This is a genomic window from Acidobacteriota bacterium (assembly GCA_016196065.1).
Taxonomy (GTDB): Bacteria; Acidobacteriota; Terriglobia; order Terriglobales; family Acidobacteriaceae; genus Acidiflorens.
The window spans coordinates 131675-154895 of sequence record JACPYL010000015.1; the positions used below are offsets into that span (position 1 = coordinate 131675).

The following is a 23221-nucleotide window of genomic DNA, read 5'->3' on the forward strand; positions in this document are numbered from 1 at the left end:
TTGAAGACCCGCTCAGGCCGCGAGATGAAAATGGACGCTTACGCCTAAACCCGATTCTCCTTTTACTGGCGGTAATCCTTGTGCTTGCGACCGGCACATTTCTGTTCTTCAGTTTTGGTGGCTTGTGACTTCAGAAAACGACTATCGCCTGGGCCGCCGTGTCTATCATCAGGACCGCGAAGAAAGCGTTGGCGCTATCCTGGCCTTCGTTGCAATCATCGTACTTGCCGCCGGCTTTTATATCCTGGTGCATCGCTTTCACCTGCGCACCGCGCAATTGGTTGAGATCTCCCTTTATCTGCTCTACGCTTTGGTTGCCGCGATCACGGTCGCTTGGTACGTGTTCACTTTGCGCAAGCGCCGCGAACTCAATTGGCCTCACCCTCCTTTATTCATAAGCCAGGCCAAAGACCGGAAAGCCGTCGAAGACGCAAATGAACAGAACGCGATCGTGCTCGGCTATGACGTGCATGGCAAGCCCTGGCTCTGGCCCGATGCGACGCGCGTGATGCAGTCGGTCGTGTTCGGGGCCACTGGTTCGGGTAAGACCACCCTCCTAAAAAACATCATCACACAAGACCTTTTCCGTCTCGTCGGTCCCCCCGAAGACCGGCATCGGATTCCCATGCTGATCTTCGACGGTAAGGGAGATCAGGAGTTTCTTTCCGATCTTCTTCCAGCCATAGAGACAGCCGGCCGGATGCATCAGTTCAGAGTGCTGAATCCTTCCCAGCCCGACATCTCGGTACGCTACAACCCCTTCTTCAGCGAGCAGGGTCTGTATCAGGAACACGCGAACTTTGTCTTTGAATCGTTCGACCTGAAGGAAGACTTCTTCCACGGCCATCAGGCGACCTATTTGAGCGACCTCGTCCGCGTGCTGGCGTACACCGGCAAACGCTTCAACATCCACGACGTGTTGGTGCTGGCGCTCGACCAGCAGGTGTTGCGCGAGCAAATTGCGATCGCTCGCGCCTGTCTACAAGCGCAAGCGGGCGCCAGCAACCAGCGCCGTTTGAACTTTGAAATGTCGGTCAGGAACTTGCGGCAGTCGTTCGAAGACCGCGACCGCGTGCCTAAGATCCAGGGACTGCTCAACGAGCTAATGACCTTTCTGGAAGATGACCTCTCGATCATCACCGGGGCATACGACGAACTGCTCTCGCTCGACGAGGTCATCGACCAGGAACTGATCCTGTTCGTCTCGCTGAATACCAACAAGAACTCGAAGGCGGTCACGGCCCTGGGCCGAATGCTGCTGCAGAACATGCAATTGATGATCGGAAAGCGCTACGAAAACGAGCGGGAACGCCGACGGGAAAATCGGCCAATGGTCAGCGTCATTCTCGACGAGTTCGCCCCGTTTGCCTATTCGAACTTCGCCCAGATTTTGCAGACGGCGCGCGGCACCAATACCGCTTTCCTTTTCGCCCTGCAGGCGCTTCCACAGCTCTTAACAGTGGGCCGAGGTTTCAAAGACGATGTCTCCTCAGCCCCAAACACGAACATGTTGCTGCGCACGAAAGACGAGGAGACCGCCCAGTATTTCCTCAAAGCATCGGCGCGCGTACGCCAGACGCGGCGCACCCTGACCGTTCAGCGCAAGGGAGTATTCGAAGACCGGTACGAGCCTATCGGATTTGGCAGCGAAACCGACATCAAGGAAACCAGGGCGGAGGACGAACACATCAAGAACTTGCCCGTTGGGCAGATGGAAATCCTGATGACCGATAACCGCCTGGGAACTCTCCATTCCCATCTCCATGTGCGCGTGCCCCGGCAGTACAAGTTCCCCGGACTTGATCCGAGGATTTACCCCAGGCTGCACGCCGTGTCCCATGCCGAAGGCGCAAACCTCCGCTTCAAAGACCCAGAACTCATCCGACGCAACGGCCGTCTGGCCGCGCGCTTCAGCCGCTTAGCATGAATGTGAACCGTACACTTCGGATTGCCGTTGCTGGCCTCTTCCTGGCTCTTTTGTCGCCCCTGTCGAGCGCCCAGGGTAACAGGCCGAGCTACGACCCTTTGACGCAACAGCGCTCTTCCAAGCAAAAGGACGGCTTCGTCGATTCCACCCTGAATCGGATCAATCCTTGCGACACAGACTACGGGCAACATCTCGATGATGGCCGTAGGGTGGTGCTCCAAAAGACGATTGAGAGTGCGTACTTCTGGTCCAACATCGTGTCTCTCGGTCTGCTCGGGTGCCTGTTCATCATCATTATCTATCAGCACAGGGCGCAACGCAGCCGGGAGTGGAGCGCGGCGGAAATGCTTGCGCAATACAAGCATTCCCTGTCACTCGCGAATGGACAAGTCGATGAGGCCACGCAGAGAAATTGCGGTCTCATGGAGGCCTTGACTTTGCTGAGAGAGTCGGCGCTCCGTGCCCAAGCGCTACCTGCGGACATGCTGGATCATCCCCGAGTACCGGCGCCGCGAAGCCGCGCAGCAAGCACACCGCCTTTGCCCGCATCGCCAGCAAAGGATACCGCTGTCAAGCCGACTGCTGCGAGCACGGTAAGCGCAGCACCAGCGGCGCAATCCGGCAATCAGATAGGACTCTTCAAACCGGAGGTTGACCTGGTTATGAAAGTCAATTCACTCGAACAGCAGCTTGGCCGCTCGCGGGACGAAGCCAAATTGCTGCGACGCCAGGTGAACGAGGCCGGCCAGCGGGCGCAGGCAGAGGAACAAAAGAACCGAGTCCTCAAAGGCGAGTAGGGCGGCAGACAAATATAAGGAGTCCGAGAACGATGTCGAACGACGAAAAGAAGGGCCAGTCGAACACAACAGGAGGCCCTCTCGACAAGTTCGAGCCGGGCGGCGAGTTGGGGCCAATCGAAGACCGTAACGAGTACGAACGGAGGCTTAAGCCCTTGCCTCCGGACCAAAAAGAGTTGGCCCAGGAAAGCACCCGATTTGCCGATCTTTGCCAGTACGTCTCCCAGCAGAAGATAGACGTTCCGCTCGAGGTCATGGAGCAAATTGGACGGCTTTCCACTCTTGCAATCGTTGAACGGATTCGCGCTCTGAAGGGCATCAACCGTGCACTGATGGAGTACCTCAATGATGTTGGTCAAGATCCTGGGATTCGGCAGTAACTGGTGGGCGCGTTTCGGCCGCGATCCCCTGGATCGCTACCGCTTCACCCGGCACGCCGCCTACTTTAACTCTGCAGGTGTGCGCTGCGGCTCGAAGATCCGGCGGCACTGGATGGTTCCCGGTCTGATCCGCTTTAACGGCGCGGGAGACTTCAATCCTCAGTTTCCCAACCGCGCACTCGGCAAGACCTTCGAATGCGCTGACCTCATCTTTGCGCTCGGCGGAAGCCGCATCTTGTTTCGCAAGAAAGTCGCACAATCGGGCCCAGATTACTACCTGTTGGTTGTTTCGAACGACAGGTTCGGCGGCTTCGACTTTGAGGATACCGGCTGGAGATCCCAATCAGTGAGGCCAATCGCGGTGAGCCATTTGCGTGACAAGCAGGAAGCATTGCTGCTCATGAAGCCGCTCGATTGGGTCCGAACCACCCTCGGGTTCTGGCAACTTCGAGTGTCTTCAAATCTCCCGTATGGGGCGTCGCTGGAGTTGCTCGAAGATGCCGCTCTGTACTGAAGGTACTGGCCTATGCGATACGCCAAAGGCGGCTTGGTCATCAACGCGGAACGCGACATTCCGCTGTTGCTCCAGGTCCGCAATTCCCGCTTCGTGAGCCATGCTCAGTTGTTTGAGTTCATGAAGTTCGGCGGTGTAGACCGCTCACGAAACAGTTTCAACTGGCGCGTGAAGCGGCTCGTTACGTACGGGCAATTGGAGCTGTGCCACGAGGTGTACGGGGCGGGGTCTGCTGTCTACCGCATCGGACGGCGCGGGATTGCGCTACTCGAACACCACGGCGAATTCACGACAGTGTTGCGTTCCAATACTAGACATCTTCCCCATGTTTCACAGGCGTTCCATTCGCTTGAACTGAATCGAATTCAGCTGGGGTTGGCGCAGGCAAACCTGCTTGCGGGATGGCAATCTGAGGTCGAAGTGGCATCGTTCAATACGATTTCTCGGTCTCCTTACGAGAAGGATTACGACGCTATTGTCGATGTCTGGGTTGGTGACAAGAGAGCGCAATTCGCCCTGGAGTATGAACGCACGCTGAAAAGCGTTAAGGAGTATGCCCGCGTTCGGGCTGCGCTTCAAGCTGAGCGTCAAATCGGATGCATCCTCTACCTGACTTCCGGAGTCGAGGTCTTGCTCCATCTTCTTGAGGAACTGCGCTCCGTCAACAAGTCTCTGGCGTTTGCCAACGCCAAAGACTTCGCGAAAGAACTCCTCGACACACCGGTCGTGATCGCCCGCGATGCGGCGAGCGTCAGGTTCAGGGAGTTACTGCAATGAATCGAGAAAGGAACAACTCGCAATTGCGTGTGCTTTGCCTCACCGTCGTCTTGTCCGTGGGCTGTTCGTGCAGCGCGCTCGCCGCGAAATTGAGCTTTTTGGGGGGTCTGTAACTTGCCTCCGACCAATCAGTTGCGCTCTGACTCCCCTCTATATTTCACGTTACTAGAAGATCCCTGTGCAACCTTCTGGAAGCCTGCCTACAGTGCTGCCACCACATCTACCCTCTGGCTCCGGGCTCAGTTGCCGATTGGCAGCAAATTGTCATTGATTGCGAAAGCGATTGTGAATCTTGCTCCCCCCAATCAGTGTGCTCCCTCGGCATCTCGATCGTTTCCGCAGTTCTGGCTTTATCCTGACATACGATTCGCGCATTCACCCGAACAGCACCACCCCCATCTGACCGGCAATCTTGCGCTCTATCTCCGTGAGGTGGCGACCTTCTTGTTGTCCGCCAGATCAGCTACATGTGTGTTTTTTGATGTCCAGATGCTATCCACTTTGCGGCCCCGCCCATTGCCAATTGGTATTCCTGGCGTGGATACCGAAGCAGCAACTACGACGACTGGAATGCTGATTCTTTGCCTGGGGCCCTTCGATGGATGGCTTGCCGTGGTTTGTGGGCTTGATCTCCGAATCTGTCGGGGAGGTCCGATCTTGGCGGTTCTTGCACAGACGCATTGGTGTGCGCTGTCCGGAGCGGCGATCCAGCGACATGGAAAGCGGGCGCATTCCCGCTCAGCACGTCACCGTTCTAACAGGACCATCGCGAAGTTGGACGAGAACAAATCGTCTGAAGTGCAGCAGCGCGCTAAGCAATCTGTTAGGGCAAGCAGAACGGAAATCAATAGACAAGGAGCAAATCATGTTTCAAAGCAGAGGACCAGTTAGTTTTCACCCGTTGTTTGCAGCCGAGGACATTGGCCTGCGCAAAGATGCCAGTGTCGAACACGCGATCAAAGTATTCCTATGCATCGGCGAGGCAATAGCGTCGCGCTGGGTTCAAATGCCAAAGGGCGTTTTACTGCTGCAAGCAGTCCCAAACAGTCCTCAGTCTGGAGCGATCTATCTGTACGACCGTGAACGGCAGATCTTCTATTTCGCGTGCTTCGACCAGGGGCACGACGACAGCCTGAGTGTCGAAGAGTTCGAACAGCTGGTGACCGAATACGACCTGGTGTCGTGGACGGCGAACCCTGCGCTGCTTCCGGCTTTCAATAAGGCAGCAAGAGCGTGAGCGCGAGCGAGGTGAAGTCATGGAGAGACCAGGTCAGGCGAATCTGAGGCTGGCGGCACGGTATTTCAAATTGTTCGTCAACCGCTTGGCCTACACCGTACAGTCTCCAAAGCCGGACAGGAATGGCAAACACTATTACTACCGCGCGAAGGACGGAAGACGGTTGTCGCTTGAGACGATCCATTCGCACCTCGATGGCCAGCTGACGATGGGCCTCTATGCGCTCAACCCGAAGACGCAACGCTCCAAGTGGGTCGCCATTGACGCCGACTATGAGAACGCGCTGAACGATCTACTCAAGTTGCAATGGGAACTGAGCCAGGATGGGGTAGAGGCTGCGCTTGAGAAGTCGCGCCGTGGCGCTCATCTTTGGATCTTTGCCGCAAAGCCACTGCTGGCACGGCATTGCCGAATTTACATCCATAACCTCGCCCGGCGGCTGAAAGTCCCGGTGAAAGGAGGCGCAGGCCTAGCGGAAGGCATCGAAGTGTTCCCCCGCCAGGACGAACTGGAACCGCATGAATTCGGGAATGGGATCAGAGGGCCGCTTGGGATCCATCGTGCGATTAAAAGACGATATTGGTTTTATGGGGCCGATTACAAATTCGAGGCGCAGTTGGATTACCTGGAACGGCTTAAGAAAATCACGGAAGAGGAAATGGCGGCCTTCGTTGATGGCCTGGAGATGCCGCAGGAATTCCGGCCCAGACCTAAAGTTGAGCTGCCTCCCTACGATCCTACGCGGCAGGAGTTTCGGATTCTCGATCACGTTCGGCCGGTGCGCAAACGTTCGGGCAATTATTGGGCACGATGCCCGTCCTGCGCTGAGCAGGGACGAGATCTCGGCGGGGACAATCTGGCGGTTTCGGTCTGCGACCCGCGCAAGTACAAGTGCTGGGCGGGATGCACCAAAGAGATGATCCGCGCAGCAATAGGGCAACCAATTCGAGTCAGGAGGGCCGGGTGAAATGAAGAATGTGGCGACAACTCAAAGTCATAAGGTGGATCACCGAGAGCTTTTGGCCCGACAGGGACTGCGTCTCCCGGTTGTCACCTTGAACCATCTCCGCAGCGCTGGCATTTACTGCCAGCCATCCATCTCGATTGAACACCAGCACCTGGCGAAGAAGTACGTCCTTCGTGGAGTCGAATCCGGCGGAGCCGTGGCCGAACTGGGAGCCTATTCGGGCTTTGTAGATGAGCAAGGCGCCGCGCTCTCCTGGCTGCAGCGCATCGACAGCATCGGTGTCAACGGCGTACACGCAATCGTGGTTGCCCCAGTGTTAGTGCGCGTACAGATGCTTCGGATTGAACGCACGTATGACCTACTCATCACGCGGCACAGCCTCGCAAATTCAACAAACCAGCAAACGCCACGGCTCGAGAGTTCAATTCTCTTCCATGGACGTAGAGGGAGCCTGGAGATGGAGCTTTGGGGGAAAGACGCAGCCTTCAGAGGCGGAGTCTGCCCCGTCTTCTACAGCCGGAGCGGAGAGCCAGTCACGTTGCCGCGCGAACTTCAAACCGCAGCGGCGCGACTGACAGCTGCGGTTGCGTGTACGGGTTGCCGGCACTGCCATCTCCTCGAACCGAAGCCCATCGCCGTGGACGCCGTAGATGATGTCGCTCCGCCCGCAGAGCGAACAACTCACGAGCGTGTTGATATCGGTGCTGCCTGACGTGTTGCGATGAACGAACCGTTTGAAGCAAGTGATCTGCCGGAAATCGACGAGGTTTTTGCGGACCCCGCCGCATCTTTTTGGCTCAAAGCCTCTCTGCATTCGGCACTGTCTCGTGATCCAGTTGACGCCGCAAATGATTCGGAGATCCTAGCCCGACTGCTAGACCGGAGATGCCGAGAAATCATCGAGTCAGCGTGGAAGCATTCCACCCTTCCGCCGGCGTGAAATCAGACTCTGCGATCCTCTCTGCTGAACCGTAGAAGGAGTACTCATCCTCCCGCTCTAAAGCGAGACCAGTCGCCCGTCCGTTTCCTCAATCAGACTTGAAGACCAATTTGCCAGGATCGGTAGAGGAAAGTTGAGCGTACTCCTGTCCCTCCCACTTCCCAGTGACCATGCCTTCTCGGGACATCCTCAGAAACCCTTACACGATTGGAGAAACAAATGCCGAAAAGCATAAACAAGGTAATCCTCGTCGGAAACGTAGGCGCAGATCCCGAAGTCAAGTACACGCCGAGTGGTGTCCCGGTTGGGAAATTCAGCCTTGCCACCAATGAACGCTTCAAGAACAAAGGCGGTGAGTGGCAGGACAGGACAGAGTGGCACAACATTGTCGCCTGGCAGAGGCTCGCCGAGATCGTTGGCGAATATGTGTCCAAGGGCTCGAAAGTCTATATCGAGGGAAAGCTTCAGACCTCAAGCTGGGAGGACCGGCGGAGTGGCGAGAAGAAGTATCGGACGGAGATCGTGGCTCGCGACCTCGTACTACTGGGCTTGCGAGAGAACGGTAACTCGCAGCAGGAACCGGCCACCACCGGCGAACAGCGTGAGCCCGACCATGCCGCGTCGGGCGAAATCACGGACGAAGATATCCCGTTCTAAGACGGACGTACCAGAATCAGGCAGTTCAGAAACAGACCGAACAGGAGAGAGTCATGAGCCCTGCAAATGGACGCGCAAATGGCGCTGCAGTCAGTCAGCCCAGTCAAACCACAGGACCTCTTGCGGCGGCAGACGTACTCGACGTGCCCGCGACGTCACCACCTGCCTCTCAGAAGGTCCAAGAACTGTTCAAAGAATTGGCAGTCCCGTTCGACCCCTCAGTGATCGAGTGGCGTGTCACCAATACCATGAAAGACAAGCTCCGTGGCCAGGTGATCCCTTATGCAGATCAGAGAGCGTACACCGACCGCCTCAACGCTCTGGTTACTCCTGCGGGCTGGACGCGGAAATACGCCATCCATACCAGCGCAAACTTCGAGCGAGGCAAGGACCAAAGGATCGTCGCTAAGATCCTGGTGACATGCGAGCTGACGATCTTTGGTCTCGGCTCCCACTCGGCGACAGGAGAGGAGTGGGCGGATGACGACAATGCGGGTACGAGCGCCGAAGCGCAGGCTTTCAAGCGGGCTTGCTCCTGCTTTGGCCTGGGTCGGTATCTGTACCACTTCTCGGGAGTGTGGGTCGACCTCGACGCGCGAAAGCGACCCCAGAGAATTCCCAGGCTGTTCGGCTGGGCAACTCCGCAAGGCTGGCGGCAGGGTTTGAAGCCTGGCCAGGCGGGCGATACCACGTTGTCGAATCCCGCCCCGAGAGGGGATTTCGGTGGAGAGGTAGCCTCGCAGGGGCAGGACGTAAACCTCGAAGAATCGGGCGCGTTGATTCGCCAGATTGAAGCGATGGCAGAACCATTAGGCAGAAGGCTGTATCGCGGGCTATTGAAGACCGTTGCCAGAGTCTGGAATCCAACAGAGATACACGAGGCCGACGTTCTGCGAAAGGTGTTGGAACAAATGCAGGCGGCTGAACGGGGCTTGCGAAGACTGGACGCTGCGCTGAACAGCGTTGAGCCGGGAACACTGGTTCCCATTCTGCGCTCCTTGCGCCTCAATTCGCTCGACCAAGTGGACAGTCTGGAGACTCTCAAGGGAGTCGTGCTCGAAGCCGAACGAGTGGCTGAAAGCACCCACTGAACCCGAGCGCCGCCCTATTTCGTGCCTACCACAACACCTTTTCTATCAATGAGATAAACAGTCATCCTTTAATAGGAGGATCCTTATTGACGGATGAGGGGCAGCACCCAAAATGGGAGAGTGGGACTGCAAATATATAACATAAAATGTTATATTACCAATAGCGCTTCGAGAGGAAGAGAATCCGTATGAATGGTGACATGTTGAAAGAGGCACGCGTGGGGAAGAACTGGACTCAAGAGCAGGCTGCCGTTGCGCTTGATGTCACCCAAGCCTATTTGTCGATGATGGAGAAAGGGCGTCGTCCTCTGTCCGAACGATTCGTAGGTAAGGCTCTCAAGGTGCTGAATCTGCCGGCTACGGCGCTGCCGCTGCGATCCGAGGAAGTGACGATTCCATTGCCTGCCCGGAAGCGCGATTTCGGCGTGGAACTGGGGGCTCTCGGTTATCCGGGGTTCTCCTACCTACGGTCGAAAGCGCGACGGAACCCGGCACAAGTGCTGCTGGAAGCACTGAACCAATCAAACCTCGATGCCCGGGTTGCCGAGGCCCTTCCGTGGCTGGCCCTCACCTACGTTGACATGGACTGGGATTGGCTGGTTCGCAACGCTAAGGTACGTGACCGGCAAAACCGATTGGGATTTGCCGTCTCTCTGGCGAGCGAAGTGGCACAAAACAAGCGCGACAGCCAACGAGACAAGAAGCTCCGGCAACACCTGGAAGTCTTGGAGAGCTCCCGACTTGTGCGCGAAGATACGTTCTGCCACGACTCGATGACCCACGCTGAAAGAGTGTGGCTGCGTGAACATCGCTCGGTCGCCGCAGCATACTGGAATCTCCTGACCGACATGAAGGGAGAACACCTTGCCTACGCATCCAAATAAAGGCATTCCGGAACCATGGCTTTCCTTCCTGCGCGAATTGGATTCGGCCGTGCGCGAGGACGTTAGGCTGGACTGCATGGGAGGTTTTGTCGTCACCATGGTGTACGGCTTTTCGCGACCAACGGCAGACCTGGACGTCTTGGAAATTGCACCGAGGGATGCTGGCCGAGCCCTGCTAGAACTCGGTATGCAGGGCGGTGCGCTACACAAGAAGTACAAGGTTTATCTTGACCACGTGGGCGTGGCCCATGTGCCGGAAAACTACGAGGACCGGCTGACCGGGATATTCCCTAAAGTCTTCAAGCATCTTCGACTCTTCGCTCTGGATCCCTACGACCTTGCATTGTCAAAGCTGGAACGCAATATCCAGCGCGACCGCGATGATGTAAAGCACTTGGCGCGAACCGTCCCGCTTGACCTGGAAGTGCTGAAAGAGCGATATCAGAAGGAACTGCGTTGGCAACTCGGCAATCCCGAGCGCGAAGACCTTACTATCCGCCTGTGGATTGAGGCCATTGAAGAAGAGAGAGCCCAGTAGTTAGCGTTCTTGAGAATTGCTGCGCCATAGCAGGCACCCCGGACCCGCCTTAGTTTTCCGCGCGTAGCCACGTTTTTGTATTCCATCCCCGTTCTCCCTAACTACTCACAGTCAAACCTTGAGGAGGTGCTTGTGGAGACCTGCATCTCCGCAGTCCAACACGTGCGTCCACTGCGCGGGGGAGCACAATCTCATTTGCTACGAGCTTCTGACGACAATTGGTATGTCACCAAGTTCCAGAACAATCCTCAACACATCCGAGTGCTTGCCAACGAAATGCTCGCGACACGGTTGGGTTTGACACTCGGTCTGCCCATGCCTCGAGTAGAAGTCATCGAGGTATCCGACTGGCTGATCGAGAACACAGAAGACCTGCGAATCCAGCTTGGTGGTCAGAGGATTCCGTGCCGGAGTGGCAAGCAACTGGGATCGCTGTACGTGGGCTCGCCCGGCATGACATTGGATTACTTGCCGCAAGAACTTCTGACGCGGGCCAGCAATGTGGCAGACTTCGCCCGAGCGCTCGTCCTGGACAAGTGGGTTTGCAACGCGGATGGACGGCAAGCAGTCTACGTTCGTAAAAAGGCGCGCAGCCGACGATACAGCGCGACATTCATTGACCAGGGCTATTGCTTTAATGCCGGCGAGTGGACATTTCCTGACTATCCATTGAGAGGAGTGTTCGCGAACAACTGCGTGTACGAAGATGTTACAGGATGGGATGCCTTCGAACCGGCCTTGACCAGAGCAGAAGAGATGGACTCAGACATCATTTGGCGGTGTGCGGTCGACATTCCGGAAGAGTGGTACGAAGGAGATCGAGACGGGCTGCTTCGGTTGGTGGAGGCGCTCTATCATCGTCGGGCTACGATTCGGCAACTCATCAGCAAGTTTCGTGAATCCATGCGGAACCCGTTTCCAAACTGGGCAGATTCGCCGACACCCATTGACTGGTCTGCCGAAAGGCGGGACGAAGCTGTCGAAATTGGGTAGGATAGGGAAAACTTCATGGAGCTTTACATTATTGCGGGGCCGAACGGTGTCGGCAAAACCACGTTCGCGCGGGAGTTTCTTCCTGATTACGCGGAGTGCAAGAACTTCGTCAATGCGGATTTAATCGCGCAAGGAATGGCGCCATTTTCTCCCGAGACTGCCGCCTTGCGAGCGGGGAGGATGATGCTCAACGAGGTCCAGTCGTTTGCCAAGCAGAGAGTGCCCTTTGCCTTCGAAACGACACTTTCCGGACGCAGCTATATGGGCTTCCTTCGGCGTCTGAAGGCCCAAGGGTATGAAGTGCATCTTTTCTTCCTGTGGGTCAAGAGTGTTGATCTCGCGTTGTCGAGAGTCAGAGAGAGAGTTTTGAGAGGCGGGCATGATGTGCCAGAAACAGTGATCCGTCGCCGTTTCGATCGCTCAATTCGAAACTTCCTGCTTCACTATCGCCAGCTGGCACACGTTTGGACCCTGTTTGATAACTCTGGCAACAGCCCCACGGTGGTTGCGTTTGAGAACAAGACAGGGCTCCGTATAATAGAAGCTGATGTCTACGGTGAGTTGGTGGAGCGCTACGGGTCAATATGAGTAAGCCTTCAAGAGACGTGCTGCGGTTACCCTTGGAGAAGCGTGCAGAAATCGCGTTCAAAGTGGCTGTGGCGAAAGCCATCGACGAACACGCCCGCCTCGGATTTCCGATCTATATCTGGCGCGACGGCAAAGTGGTGGAAGTGTCCGCCGACGAGGTTCTCAAACTGTCCAGGTCGGCTCAGGCCAAATGAGATCAACATCCTCACCTCTAAGCTCTTCGTTCGTAGGGACGTTAGCGCGGGCTTGATCCCGACGCCCCCTGAGGCTAAACTTCAGTTCTCCGGAGGGAATTCAATGAATCGCACTTTTGAAGCCAATCGTTACGAACTTCCTCTATCGAAACAGCACGAGTCCAGGATGCAACACCTCCGGTACGAACAGAAGTCCGAGGGTCACCGCTTGGAGGTCCTGAAGAAAGTTTTGCAAGCGAAGCTGCACGCTGACCCGAAGCAATCCCAGGAAGTTCAAACCGCCGCCTAACTTCGGTCGCCAAGCTCCGATTCATCAATTCCAGCGTAGTGTGGTGCGGCACGGCGAGTTGTCGTGCACACTTTCCCTTGATACTGCCTCCTGCCGTTTCTCCAACAACATTCCCGCTGAGGAGGTCTACCTATGCGTCCTCATGGCCAAACCAAGCTTGGCTTTTTCCCTCTCCCGATAACTGAGGCAAAGCGACTGAAGAATTGGCTGACCTTCCCGGAGCGATTCTCGGCACTTGATCCGTGCGTCGGCGATGGCGTGGCATTCGCTCACTTGCTTCAGGACGTGGCCTGCAACCGTTACGGAATAGAGGTTGACGCCAATCGAGCAGAACAAGCGAAAGCCCTCGGAGTCGAAACCCTGCAAGCTGACACGATGGATGTCCGCTGCCCGCCGGAAGCAGTGTCCGTGCTCTACCTCAACACTCCGTACGACTGGGAGGCCGGGGAGAGCCACAATCAGAGATTGGAATCCGTCTTCTTGGAGCATACCTATCGTTGGCTCAAAGTCGGCGGAGTCCTGCTATTTGTGATTCCCCAGATGCGATTAGCAAAATGCGCCCGATTGCTGAGCGAATACTTCACCGACTTGAGAGTGTTCCGGCTCACTGAACCGGCTTGCGTGCAATTCAAGCAAATCGTTGTCATAGCCACCCGCCGCAAACGACATGCCCGCCTTTCAGACACTGCCTTATTGGATGGCGTGCGATACCTCGAAGCGCTTTCAACAAGAGCCGATCTAGAGCCCTTGGGAGATGCTGTTGATGTTCGTTACGAGGTTCCTGCCTCCGAACGCGTGGTACTGACCAACATGGGGATTCCGTTGGACGAAGTGGAAGATCTGCTGCTGGAATCGTCGGCCTACCGACAGGCCGGCCGTGTATTGCTTCCCAAACTGGGAGAGGTCAAAGGGCGACCGCTCACACCGCTGCATGGGGGGCATGTTGGGCTGCTGTGTACCGCGGGAATGCTCAATGGAATATTCGGCGATGGCGAAGAGCGTCACATCGCCCACTGGCGGTCGGTCAAGTTCACCGACCATTGGGAAGAAGAGCAAGAAGATGGAACCAGAATTCTCCATGATCGGGAACGGTTTTCTCACGAACTGACACTGGTGTTTGCCAACGGCAAGACACAGATTCTCACGCACGAGAAGAAGGAGTCCGAATGAAGAACGCTCATCTTCGCTTCGGCTGGCTCACTTACGTCAAGAGCACGGAGAAAACGACAACTAGTATCAAGTTGCGCTTGGACCGCTTCATTGGAGAAGTTCTCCCGGATCCTCCGCGACAGGCCAAAGCGCACCTCATCTCCGTGATTGGCGGCGACACCCAGATTGCCGCCATCAGCGCCGCGATTTCGCTAGGAGACAAGTTCATGGTGGAAGGGCCGGGCGTGCAACCAATCCGCGTATGCCTCGAACGGAATGCGCAGTGTTTCAAAGGCTCGGTGCAACTCGCCGGACGCAAGAAACCACTCCGGCACCTGATTGGACTATCGGAAGAACTCGCCAACACCAACGTATCGGGAAGTTCGGGGCGTACTCTTCTGGGGGGCTCAGACAGCCAGTTCGTTTGGGCAGCCCTGGCCCACATCCAGGGAATTCCAGGGGTTCCGGCATGGGCGGACTGGTTTGCCGGTGAACTGGACTCACACAAGGCCGTCGTCCGAGCGCTTGGGATCGGATGCAATCCGGTACTGGTCAAAGGGGAGAAGGAACAGTTCCTCGATTGGCTCAGCTGGGGCGTTGAGAGTGAGGCCATAAAGTTACCCGCAGCAACGGGTTCGATCCGATGGCCGAGTCTGAGCCTTCTAGACATCTTCGTGCCGATGGTTTAGCCATCTCTCACGGCTGTCTCGGTGTAGCATGGTGGTCGCGCCGGGTAGGAGTTCCGAGCCTTCAACGTAGGATCCGCTCCATGAAGGCTTGAGAGGGGGGCCTCTCCGGCCGGCCTTAGGCACCGCACGACGGCGTGCCGATTGCTCGGCACCTTTGCCGACATCTCGGCAGAACGAGAGCACATGCCGCCGGTCGCTTCGTAACGCCCTTCCTTCTTCCCCCCTTTCGTTTCAAGCGCTCACCCATCGCAGACCTTCCAAACGACGAGGATCACCCATGCCCGATCTCTGCACCATCTATGACTACATGCGCGGTCACGCCGCCCTCCTAGGAGAGCGCATCCTCCAGGAGTACCCAGCACTCCACCAATTTGACGATCCAGTTTCACCGCGTATCGCGGGACTCCAGCGGAAACCTTTTCCGGCGCAAACCGTCGCCATCATGGGAGTCGCCAAACGCTGGCAGCGGGCACGGACCGGCATGGTGGTCGCGGAATGCGGTACTGGCAAAACATTGATCTCGTTGGGAGCGATCCACGTCCACAGCGACGGAAATCCATTCACCGCCCTAGCCATGGTTCCTCCACACCTGGTCGAAAAGTGGGCGCGGGAAACGTTCTTCACCTTGCCGGGAATACGAGTCTTCCTGATCGACGACCTTAGGAATGGCGGTGACGAAAACAAATTCCATGGAGTGAACGAAGTACGGCTGAAACAGGGGCGCATCGTGCGGGAGGGCCTCCGTACAACGCTCAGTGAGCTGCGGCTGCGCCGGGAGTCATCGAGTTCCCGAAACCGATGGCAGTCGTTGTGTGGCAGACCTGCGTTGTTCATCGTCGGGCGGGAGAGGGCCAAGCTAGGCTACTTCTGGCGCCACGCTTACACGGTGCCGCGATCGGGACCATACCAAGGCTGTGTCGTTAACTCCGACACCGGGAAACCAGTAATTGTGGACGATGGCCGATTAACTGCGGCCCAGTTCGAGCAGTTCAAGATCTCCGAGACCATCGAATCGCGAGGGGACAAATCTTGCAGGCTGTTGCACAGCCCACTCTGGCAGGCCGACGGCGACAAGATTCGCCGCATGGCTCCGATTGAGTTCATTGGGCGCTACATGCCGGGATGGTTCGACTATGCAATTTGTGACGAAGTCCATCAACTCGCCGGCGACACGGCCCAAGGCAATGCTCTCGGCACACTGGCGTCCTGTTCGGATCGGATTGTCGGCCTGACCGGCACCCTCTTGGGCGGCTACGCGGACGATTTGTTCAACACATTGTTCCGACTCGAGGCCGGACGGATGAAGGAACACGGATACGAATGGGGCACGACAGGACGAAGTTCATTCACGCAAGACTACGGAGTTCTGGAAACCATCACGAAGGTAGAACCCGCCGATAACAAGTGTTCCAAAGCCAAGACCAGCACGGTGGTTCGACGCAAGCCGGGAGCTTCACCTCTTCTCTTTGGAGAGTTCCTGATGCAGTTGTGTGCATTCGTCTTCCTGGAGGACATCTCGGGAGAGCTTCCGCCCTACGAAGAGACCTACTTGAGCGTTGCGATGGATCCGCCGATGCGCGATGCATACCGCGAGCTGGAAGACGACATTCGGCAGGCGCTGAAGGCCCACAAGGGCAACAGGTCGGTGTTGAGTACCATGCTCAACACCCTCTTGCTATATCCAGACCACCCATATGGACTCGGGACTCTGTATGGCACGGAGTTCGATTCAGAACTCAAACGCAAGGTTTCATTCGTCATCGCCGAGACCCGCGACCTTCCTGAAGACTCCCTCTATTCCAAGGAACGGCGACTCCTGCAAGAGATCAAGCAGGAACTGGCCGAAGGACGCCGATGCCAGGTCTTTGCGGTCTACACGCGGAAACATGATGTCACGGCCCGGCTGGAACGAATCCTGAGCAATGAAGGCATCCGTACGGCAGTTTTGCGAGCGAGTGTCGATACCTCGAAAAGAGAAGCGTGGTATGCGAGACAAATTAAAGACGGAGTGCAGGTGGTCATCTGCCATCCCAAACTGGTGGAAACAGGTCTCGACCTACTGGATTTCCCAACCATCCTCTTCTATGAGTCCGGCTACTCGCTGCACACGCTAAGGCAGGCCAGTCGGAGGTCTTGGCGAATCGGGCAGAGGCGACCAGTACGAGTGAAGTTCCTTTGCTACGAAGGCACCATGCAGACGGCTTGCTTGCGGCTTATGGGAAAGAAGCTCCTAGTCGCGCTCACCATGGAGGGCAAGTTTGCCGGCGAAGGGCTGCAAAACATTGATGAAGATGATGACATGCTATCGGCGATGGCGCGCGAGCTTGTCGAACGAAACGGAATCGGAGAAACAGCCGATGCTATCTGGAAAGCTCTTAACGCGGAAAATCAAAAGCTGTTTCCAACGATCAACAACGGTGATGTTCCACCCGCCGATGCACCACGCATTCTAACTGAGAACGTGTTCGACCCAGCTTGCCTTGTCGAGTCCGCTCTCGACAACACTTCGATCGTTGCGTTCGGACAGAGGCCTGATTCGCTGTCAGGAAGAAGACGGCGAGCAAGGGCCGCTGTCCCTGAGCAGGCGTCGCTGTTCAGCTTCAGTTAGCTGTAAGAGGTTGACCTCGCCTTTCCGGACAATACCGACGAGACGCCGGTTCTCGGACGAGAAGCGGCATTCCGGGCCGGAGTTCTCAACTTCCGGATTTCCGAACATTCGCCCAGACCTCGTCTTTGGTTTCCGACAAGCCCGTTTCCACGCTGCGACGGCCACATCTCCAGGACGCATTGTTATCGTTGGCTCATCACCGCGTGGCTGGCAATTCGGAGTACCGCTTAATGGCCGTGCCGATGATGAACATCGGGATAATGAGGATGCGCATGTGTGAGCGGCGCATGGACGTGTTCGTGAGTGTGGGGTTCGCTTTGTTCCCATGGAAAGTCATGCGGGTGCTGATGGTGCTCATCATGAACGTGACCGTGACTGTGACGGATAGGTTCGTGAGTATGCTCATGCACATGTTTCTCGGTCAGATGAAACCAGATGCCGACTCCCATCAATCCTGCGGCCATCCAGAACAGAAGAGTTGGGACCTCATGCAAGAGCAATATCGAGATCACTGCGCCGAAAAAAGGCGCACTCGAAAAATACGCCCCGGTACGGGCCGTCCCCAGATTGCGCAATGCGAGGACGAAAAGCACGAGGCTGATGCCATAGCCGCACAAGCCTACTACGGCAGCCGGCAGGACTCTCGACCAGCTCGGCAAATGAAAGCCCAACGCAAACCCCAAAGATAGATTCACCACCCCCGCCACCAGGCCTTTGAGGCCAGCGATCTGCACCGCATCGCTGGCCGACACACGGCATGTGAGGTTGTTGTCAATCGCCCAACACAAGCAGGCGCCTACGATCGCGATTGCTCCCCACGGTACTCCCAACCTCGGCACCTGCTCCCAAGACAGCAAGACGCCGGCAGTGATGATGAGCAACATGCCGATAAGAATCCGGACGTCATAATTCTCATGAAACACAAGCCATGCCAGGAGAGTCGTGAATACTCCTTCCATGTTGAGCAGGAGTGAGGATGCCGATGCCGTTGTCAGCGTGAGCCCGTACATGAGCAGTAGCGGCCCCACAACTCCACCCACAGCGATGGCACCGGCGAGCCAAGGGAGGTCCCGACGCGTCAGAAGCGATTCCGACTGTCTCGCCCTACGATCGATGAACCGCCTTCGCAGCAAGAGCCAGCTCAACAAGCCAATTCCGCTGCCCAAGTAGAGCAAGCCCGCCAAGATAATTGGCGGAATCTGGCCGACCAGCAGCTTAGCAAAGGGCGTGCTCGCACCAAACAGTGTTGCCGCGGCCAACGCGTATATCACACCAGATTTCATCGTGGTTTCCTCAGCCAAGCAGACCAGAATACCGAGAAACAATAGATAAATCTGCGGATACCATCGCTGGAAGCGCGTTTCTTCGTTCTACCCTCAACATCCCCTTTACACCTTTCCAACTCACAACCCAAGGAGGAATCCATGAATACCGGAACTCTTGTTGCCGGCCCTCTGCCCAAAATTGGGCGGCAGGAACTGCAACAAATCCCCGTCCCAGAAGCAACCTTAACCCACAAACCAGTGCCCCATCACGTCATCGTTGAGGCATTAGTTGAAACCCTCGGTTTTCGCCACATCGGTGTGGTGAATGAAGAGTATGCAGTCTCTTTCGACGGCATGAAGATGTTTGGCGTGCTCGACCTTGAGACCCAGATGGAAGGGTGCCGATTCTCGATTGGCATCCGCAACTCACATGACAAATCAATCCGGCTGGGGCTGACCTCGGGCCTGCGCGTATTCGTTTGCTCGAACATGGCGTTCAGCGGCGAATTCACGCCCGTCCTGGCGAAGCATACCAAGAGCTTCAACCTGATCGACACGTTGGCTGTAGGTGTTGACCGGATTCAGCGAAGCTTTGAACCTATGCGACGCCAAGTTGAGTCGTGGCGACAGACGCAACTCAATGATGACACGGCAAAGCTCATTCTCTACCGAGCATTTGTCGAGGGAGAACTGGAAGCTCCCAGGAGTCTTCTATCTCCGGTGCATCGCCTCTACTTCGAGCCACAGTATGAGGAGTTCTCACCGCGTACGATGTGGAGCCTCTCGAACGCTTTCACCAGCGCATTCAAGGAACTGGATCCGATTCCGCAGTTCAAAGCGACCGCCAAGCTAGGTTCGTTTCTCGCGGAGTTATCCAGCTGAATCATTAATTCGTCCCGTTCACGCAGCAAGAACCCGTGAGCGGGACGCTCATTCTCTGTGTAACGGCGCATTATGGCGCGGGCCACCAGCCACGACGCCTAGACTGAGCCTGGCGGCTATCGTTGAAGCACTTCAGTGCTGGTAGCCAAACCGCTGTTGAATACGGAATTCAGCAATCGCGAAAATACTACCTCGACGATCCGGCTAGGCTGGACAGCAACATATTCTCATCACAGGCTCCAGCGGCGACGTCCGGTAGATCCTTGTCGTACCCAACTCCGTGCCGAGCGGATCTGCGGAACGGTTGTAGTTGGGGAAAAGTTCGACGGCCATCGCACTTAAAGGCGAATCTTCCGGAAGTCCTAAAGTGAACAGCAAGGTTGCTACTTCCGCTTCACTCCAGCCGCATAGCCCGTACAACGGCAAACTGGGAACCCGGACGTGCTCCCTTTTCCGAACCAGAACCATTCTCTTTCGGCCCAACAGGATGTTCCTGAAATCCTTTCCGTCGGCTTGCATCACCTGGACATATAGCAAGCCCCAAATCTCCGTGCGCGGATTAGAAGGCATTACGGATACACCGTTGTAAACCGGGTTCGCATACGGAGCTGTCAGTGAGATGCCGTCATCATCTCGTTCCACCAGACAACTCATCTGCGGCGCCGGATGCTGCACTCCGGTGATCCGGATCGCTCTCCCGAAACGAGCCTGAGCTGTGCTCCAGACTCGCGCGTGCCCCACGCAGAACTCACACACAAAGAATCCGAACAGTTCATCGGAAATCGCATTCAGGCCAGGAGGCAGGGGCACTTGAAAATGCCGTACCCCGCTGCCGTCAGCATTGGCTTTCGCCGGAATCAGACGTTGCCAGGCATTCAGGCCGGCCTTGTCATCGGGTTGACCTTCCGTGATGACTCGGATCATCTCAGGAGGAAGGAATGGCAGGTTTTCTTTGGGATCTTGCACGGGCTCGTCTCCGGCCAATAACAACGCATCGGGGGCATACGCCTGAACGAAAACGAAATAGTCATCTTCAGGATTTGTCACCGGCTCCTCAAATTCGATCCAGAGTATCTTTTTGCGCGGTTGCACGGTCGAGTAGGTGTCGTCTTTTATGTAGTCGCTCAGGGCAATGCCGGCTGCTGTCGGCTTGGGTACCTGCGCCGGTGGTACCGCAACCGGGAGCGTCATGCTTAAGGTTTTGTCTGGATCCTTCGATGCGGGATCGGATTTGAAGATCGCCGTGATCGTGTAGGAGACGTTCACAGGCTCCGGAAATACTGTGGTAAAGCTTTTGGGATCTACGATGTCAAAGAACACGATCCGGGTTTTCGAACGGTCGGCCTGATTGATCGCGATCAGCGACACCGTATTCTTGAACTCAATCGTTCCAACCAACTCGGCGCCATCCCGTCGAATTTCAAAGCTGATGTTCGCGAGCGATCTCCAGGACCAGTCTCGGTTGATCTCTAAGATCAGGGTGGTAATCCACTCGCCCACCAGATCCGTCTTGTTCGCCAAAGTAATGCTTCCATGTTCAGGCGAGAGCGTATGCCGAAGTTTGTTGGAACATCCGAAGACGACTCTCTGTCCCGGTTTCGCCAGCAGTGTCGTTTCCGACGTATCCAGCGAGCACTGGTCCGCGAGACGCTGGAACAGATTGGAAGGAGTCGCTTCCGGTTGACCCGCCAGGGCCATAACAGCGGCGAGGTTCGGCGACGGTGGAGGGTCGGCTTGAAGCAGAATGCTCTGGAATTCCCGCGTCGCGGCTTGATTCAGGAATAAGTTGCGCTCATCGTCTGCATCCTCCCAGACATCGATCGTGACTGGCTTGCCCGTCCTGACATCATCGGATGCAAAATACGCGAGCGTGGGATCTTCCTTGCATAACGCGTACACGCGGATCCTAATGTTGCGCCCGGTGGGCAGCTGAAGCGGCGAGGAGTCGTCATTCGCGGTCAGGGGAAGGTCGCCCAGGTCCGCATCATCTCCGAATTTGATGACTGCAGCGTCATGGAATGTAAGACGGAGGTTGAGGGCCGCCGTCGGGTCATTGGGAAATTGTCGCGTTGTGGTGAACAGCCTATAAAACGGATCCTTATTATTAAAGGACAAGAACGTGTCCATTTCCGGAGCCTGAACTTCAACTTCGATTTTGACGTGGGTAACGTCGGGATCGAAATATCCCGTCTCCCTTCTCTCGGTACAGGCAATCGGAAAATCCGCCAGAAGCTGGTTGTAGGCGTTCGCCAGGCCCGTATACAGGAGTGCGGGGTAGCCGAGGCGTGGCCGAAAGATCGGGTAGGTAGTTGGCTGCGAACCGTCTGCGGGCGGATTCTCTCGTAGGGGAATTGCGACTTTTTGCGGGGGTATGTGGCGACGGAAGCGGCAGGTACCCACCGGCGCATCGCCACCGTTTACACTGACGTCCTTCTCGTCCGGTCCGCCTCCGGTGATGTCCAGAAAGCGCACTCGAAAGTCATAAGTGTTTCCGTAAAGAAGTGGCTTTTTGTCAGCGTCCACGGCTGTGAGCTGCCTCTTCAGAATGGAATCCGTTTTCGCGAGTTTAGCCGCCTTCTCGTCCTTAATGATTAACGAACCGCCAGTCCATTGTGTGTAGTAAGAAGGAAGCCAGAAGATTCCTGTCTTTTGTCCGTCGAGTTGCGTGGGTGCTACTTCGATTCCGAGTTCTCCCGAAAACGATCCGATATCGATACCATTGAGAGCCAGGTCACCTTCGGCCTTCATCAAGGACGACCACTCAGAATCCGCCTCGCCATGTACTTTCACATCCACGCGGTGGCGAAATACGCCCATCGGCGCATCCAGTCTGGTCCCGAGGTCAGGGTCTGCGGCCATCTGACGGTTTTGCCAAATTAGCAGTTGCTCGTCGTCCCAGCCCAGACGAATGCCAAAATCCCGTGAAGGAGGCAGGCCTTCTTGTTCCTGTCCTGGTTCGAGAAGGAGATTGCCGCTGACGGGCTGCATGCTGTGGACAATCTTTGCGAATCCATCGTTGTAATCGTCCGCCTCAATGAAGATGGCGTCGTAGTTGCCGGCAACAGGAGCGCTTGAAACTGGAAACTGCACGGCAGCGAATAGGGATCTGGATCCGGACAGCGACGGCAGCTTGCCTGCGTATTTCTTGATCAGATCGGGATTCAGTGTTAACTGCTGGTAATAGTCGCTGCCACTTTGCAAATCGAAGTACAGCCAACCTCCTTCGTCGAAAGTGCCAGCAGGGACAGCGACATCAACGCTGTAGATAAACCCGAGTTTTGTTGCGAGAAGCGGTTGTCGGAGCGCGAGGGCGAAAGCTTTGCCCCAACTTATGTCGTCGGTGCTGTATACGGGCTTTGGTAATGACGGATCTTTCTTCCTAAGTGCGCAGTGATAACTATCGTCGGTTTTGGCATTCGCGGTTCGCGGCTGCGAGAACGCGAAGGAATTGCGGTAGCTCTTGGGAAGATATTTCTGAATATAAGTGGATGGATCCACTGGATTGACGATATTCGATGGCTTCGTGATCTTCAGCGACGCAGCCAATTGGGTGAATAGAGACTTCGCGTCCGCGGGCGCCACGGTCACAAGCGCTACGTTGGACGTAACGTCTGCCGGGCTCGGCATGTTGTCGGTGCCACTGATCAGCATCGCCTGGAGCGCGAGTGTGGCTTCGGCAAACGAAGGCGTGTCTACCCCCGCCGGGATACCGCTCGTAAACGGGGAGAGCGGATCTTCATGGGGAAGTACGAGAATGTTCGCCTTTATCTTCGTTCCATCCCAGTGTTGAGGGAACGACATGATCGTAAGTTTGGTTGGTGATGGCGGCATATTGTTTTCCTATTTGAAGGTGAA

At 56.2% G+C, this 23221-nt stretch carries 22 protein-coding genes; 20 read left to right on the top strand and 2 right to left on the bottom strand.

The window, feature by feature from the left end; all coding sequences use genetic code 11:
- Positions 1–124 precede the first annotated feature (124 nt).
- From HY010_16435 to HY010_16525, 19 genes are all read left to right on the top strand, one after another.
- Positions 125–1927: a type IV secretory system conjugative DNA transfer family protein gene (locus HY010_16435; GenBank protein MBI3477321.1), complete on the top strand. Its 1803-nt coding sequence runs from the start codon at positions 125–127 to the stop codon at positions 1925–1927.
- 2 nt (positions 1928–1929) lie between these two features.
- Positions 1930–2724, top strand: a complete 795-nt coding sequence (locus tag HY010_16440) for a hypothetical protein (GenBank protein ID MBI3477322.1) — start codon at positions 1930–1932, stop codon at positions 2722–2724.
- A 32-nt stretch (positions 2725–2756) separates the two neighbouring features.
- Entirely contained in the window at positions 2757–3104 is a 348-nt protein-coding gene (locus HY010_16445) for a hypothetical protein (GenBank protein ID MBI3477323.1), read from the top strand.
- Positions 3070–3618: a hypothetical protein gene (locus tag HY010_16450; GenBank protein MBI3477324.1), complete on the top strand. Its 549-nt coding sequence runs from the start codon at positions 3070–3072 to the stop codon at positions 3616–3618. The genes HY010_16445 and HY010_16450 overlap by 35 nt, the downstream gene beginning before the upstream one ends.
- A 12-nt stretch (positions 3619–3630) precedes the next feature.
- On the top strand, positions 3631–4395 hold the full coding sequence (locus tag HY010_16455) for a hypothetical protein (GenBank protein ID MBI3477325.1): 765 nt from the start codon (positions 3631–3633) through the stop codon (positions 4393–4395).
- A gap of 865 nt (positions 4396–5260) precedes the next feature.
- Positions 5261–5632, top strand: a complete 372-nt coding sequence (locus HY010_16460; GenBank protein MBI3477326.1) for a hypothetical protein — start codon at positions 5261–5263, stop codon at positions 5630–5632.
- Positions 5633–5651: 19 nt separating this feature from the next.
- The gene (locus HY010_16465) at positions 5652–6599 is read left to right on the top strand and encodes a hypothetical protein (GenBank protein MBI3477327.1); all 948 of its coding nucleotides are present in this window, start codon (positions 5652–5654) and stop codon (positions 6597–6599) included.
- A 1-nt stretch (position 6600) separates the two neighbouring features.
- Positions 6601–7311, top strand: a complete 711-nt coding sequence (locus tag HY010_16470) for a hypothetical protein (protein ID MBI3477328.1) — start codon at positions 6601–6603, stop codon at positions 7309–7311.
- A 447-nt stretch (positions 7312–7758) separates the two neighbouring features.
- Positions 7759–8196, top strand: a complete 438-nt coding sequence (locus tag HY010_16475; GenBank protein MBI3477329.1) for a single-stranded DNA-binding protein — start codon at positions 7759–7761, stop codon at positions 8194–8196.
- A 53-nt stretch (positions 8197–8249) separates the two neighbouring features.
- On the top strand, positions 8250–9287 hold the full coding sequence (locus HY010_16480; protein MBI3477330.1) for a hypothetical protein: 1038 nt from the start codon (positions 8250–8252) through the stop codon (positions 9285–9287).
- A 188-nt stretch (positions 9288–9475) separates the two neighbouring features.
- Positions 9476–10171, top strand: coding sequence for a helix-turn-helix transcriptional regulator (locus HY010_16485; GenBank protein MBI3477331.1), 696 nt, complete (start codon positions 9476–9478; stop codon positions 10169–10171).
- Positions 10152–10709 carry a hypothetical protein gene (locus HY010_16490; protein ID MBI3477332.1) on the top strand — a complete coding sequence of 186 codons (558 nt, stop codon included), beginning with the start codon at positions 10152–10154 and terminating at the stop codon, positions 10707–10709. The genes HY010_16485 and HY010_16490 overlap by 20 nt, the downstream gene beginning before the upstream one ends.
- A gap of 144 nt (positions 10710–10853) precedes the next feature.
- Positions 10854–11702 (top strand): phosphatidylinositol kinase, encoded by an 849-nt coding sequence (locus HY010_16495; protein ID MBI3477333.1) that lies wholly within the window; start codon positions 10854–10856, stop codon positions 11700–11702.
- Positions 11703–11717: 15 nt separating this feature from the next.
- Positions 11718–12290: a zeta toxin family protein gene (locus HY010_16500; GenBank protein MBI3477334.1), complete on the top strand. Its 573-nt coding sequence runs from the start codon at positions 11718–11720 to the stop codon at positions 12288–12290.
- Positions 12287–12484, top strand: coding sequence for a hypothetical protein (locus HY010_16505; protein ID MBI3477335.1), 198 nt, complete (start codon positions 12287–12289; stop codon positions 12482–12484). The genes HY010_16500 and HY010_16505 overlap by 4 nt, the downstream gene beginning before the upstream one ends.
- A 103-nt stretch (positions 12485–12587) precedes the next feature.
- A complete protein-coding gene (locus HY010_16510) occupies positions 12588–12773 on the top strand; it encodes a hypothetical protein (GenBank protein ID MBI3477336.1) in 186 nt (61 codons plus the stop codon).
- Between the two features lie 132 nt (positions 12774–12905).
- Positions 12906–13943, top strand: coding sequence for a class I SAM-dependent methyltransferase (locus HY010_16515; GenBank protein MBI3477337.1), 1038 nt, complete (start codon positions 12906–12908; stop codon positions 13941–13943).
- A complete protein-coding gene (locus tag HY010_16520) occupies positions 13940–14611 on the top strand; it encodes a hypothetical protein (protein ID MBI3477338.1) in 672 nt (223 codons plus the stop codon). The genes HY010_16515 and HY010_16520 overlap by 4 nt, the downstream gene beginning before the upstream one ends.
- 277 nt (positions 14612–14888) lie before the next feature.
- Entirely contained in the window at positions 14889–17219 is a 2331-nt protein-coding gene (locus HY010_16525) for a hypothetical protein (GenBank protein ID MBI3477339.1), read from the top strand.
- Between the two features lie 227 nt (positions 17220–17446).
- Here the strand turns inward: HY010_16525 and HY010_16530 are convergent, their stop codons facing one another.
- A complete protein-coding gene (locus HY010_16530; protein MBI3477340.1) occupies positions 17447–18502 on the bottom strand; it encodes an EamA family transporter in 1056 nt (351 codons plus the stop codon).
- 141 nt (positions 18503–18643) lie between these two features.
- Between HY010_16530 and HY010_16535 the strand changes: the two genes are divergently transcribed.
- Positions 18644–19366, top strand: coding sequence for a DUF932 domain-containing protein (locus HY010_16535; GenBank protein ID MBI3477341.1), 723 nt, complete (start codon positions 18644–18646; stop codon positions 19364–19366).
- A 204-nt stretch (positions 19367–19570) separates the two neighbouring features.
- On the opposite strand, the gene HY010_16540 is transcribed toward HY010_16535, so the two are convergent.
- Positions 19571–23197 (bottom strand): hypothetical protein, encoded by a 3627-nt coding sequence (locus HY010_16540; GenBank protein MBI3477342.1) that lies wholly within the window; start codon positions 23195–23197, stop codon positions 19571–19573.
- Positions 23198–23221: the final 24 nt, after the last annotated feature.